The sequence below is a fragment of the Streptomyces sp. NPDC005648 genome, from assembly GCF_040605395.1.
Classification (GTDB): domain Bacteria; phylum Actinomycetota; class Actinomycetes; order Streptomycetales; family Streptomycetaceae; genus Streptomyces.
This window is the reverse complement of the sequence record NZ_JBEXCS010000200.1, coordinates 1-1667: the sequence shown is the minus strand read 5'-3', so window position 1 is coordinate 1667 and position 1667 is coordinate 1. Positions and strand designations below refer to the sequence as shown.

General features: G+C 71.2%; 1 protein-coding gene. It reads left to right on the top strand.

What is annotated here, in order from left to right; genetic code table 11:
- Positions 1-24 precede the first annotated feature (24 nt).
- Positions 25-1667, top strand: a 1643-nt coding sequence (locus tag ABZT17_RS45130) for a condensation domain-containing protein (RefSeq protein ID WP_356357999.1), incomplete at its 3' end; no start/stop codon positions are given.

The following is a 1667-nucleotide window of genomic DNA, read 5'->3' as shown; positions in this document are numbered from 1 at the left end:
GTGCTGGGCGCGGACCGGGTGGGTGTGGACGACGATTTCTTCGCGGTGGGCGGGGACAGCATCCGTTCCATCCAGGTCGTCTCACGGGCGCGGGCGCGGGGCGTGGAGGTCACCCCGCGGGAGATCTTCCAGCACCGCACAGTGGCTTCCCTGGCGGCGGTCGCCGCTGGGCGGAGTGCTGCGACAGCCGTCCTGGAGGAGTTGGAGGGGGGAGGTGTCGGGTTCCAGCCGTTGCTGCCGATCGGTCGGTATCTGCTGGAACTGGGTGGCGGGTTCGGCCGGTTCAGCATGTCGGCGGTGGCCGAGCTGCCGGTCGGGATCGACGAGGCCGGGCTGACCGCGACCGTCGAGGCGGTGTGGGACCGGCACGATGTGCTGCGCTCGCGGCTGGTCGACGACGGTATGACGGTCGCCGCTCCAGGTTCGGTGGACGTAGCAGAGCTGATCCATCGGGTGGAGTGCGAGGGGGTCTGGGACGAGGCCTGGCTGGAGCTGGCCGGGGCCGAACTCGACACCGCCACCGGCCTGTTGGATCCGGCTGCTGGGGTGATGGGACGGCTGGTGTGGTTCGACGCGGGCGCGGATGTCCCGGGCCGTCTGATCGTGGTGCTGCATCACCTGGTGGTGGACGGGGTGTCGTGGCGCATCCTGCTGCCGGATCTGGCGGCGGCGTGGAAGGACGTCCGCGACGGCCGTACGCCCGAACTGCCCGCGGTGGGCACGTCGGTGCGGCGATGGGCGCACGCCCTGGTCGAGGAGGCGTCCTCGCCTGAGCGGGTGGGGGAGCTGGAGCTGTGGCGCTCCGTCGTCGAAGGACCCGACCCCCTGCTGGGCACGCGGGCGCTGGACGCGACCGTCGACACCGTCTCCACCGTCGAGCACGTGTGGCTCAACGTTCCGTCGTGGGTGACCCGAGCCGTGGTCACCGACGTGCCGGCGGCTTTCCGTGCGGGTGTCAACGACGGGCTGTTGGGTGCGTTGGCGGTGGCGGTCGCGCGTTGGCGTCAGGGCCGGGGTGTGGCGGAGTCGTCGCTGCTGGTGCGGCTGGAGGGCCACGGCCGTGAGGAAGCCGTCGTGCCGGGTGCCGATCTGTCCCGCACCATCGGCTGGTTCACGAGCATGTTCCCGGTGCGTCTGGACGTCGGTGACATCGACCTCGGCGATGCGTTGGCCGGTGGTGCGGCGGCCGGCTCGGTGGTCAAGGCCGTCAAGGAGCAGGTGCTGCGCATCCCGGACAAGGGGATGGGCTATGGCCTGCTGCGGTATCTGAACGACGAGACAGCGGAGCTGCTGGCGTCGCGTCCGAGCGGGCAGATCGCCTTCAACTACCTCGGTCACTTCACCGCGGCCGACATGCCGGAGGAGCTGCGTGGGCTGGGCTTCCACCAGGCGCCGGGCGCGGGTGAGTTGATCGCCACGCCGGACGCCGACATGCCGGTGATGTCCACCCTGGAGATCAACGCGGCCGTCACGGACACGCCCGACGGGCCTCGGCTCGGCGTTCGCTTCGCCTTCCCCACGGGAGTGCTGTCGCAGGCCGAGGTGCGCGAGCTGGCCGACCTGTGGGGAACGGCCCTGGAGGGTCTGGCGCGTCATGTCGGGCGGCCGGGTGCGGGTGGTCTGACCCCCTCGGACGTGCCGCTGGTCACGGTCGGTCAGGCCGAGCT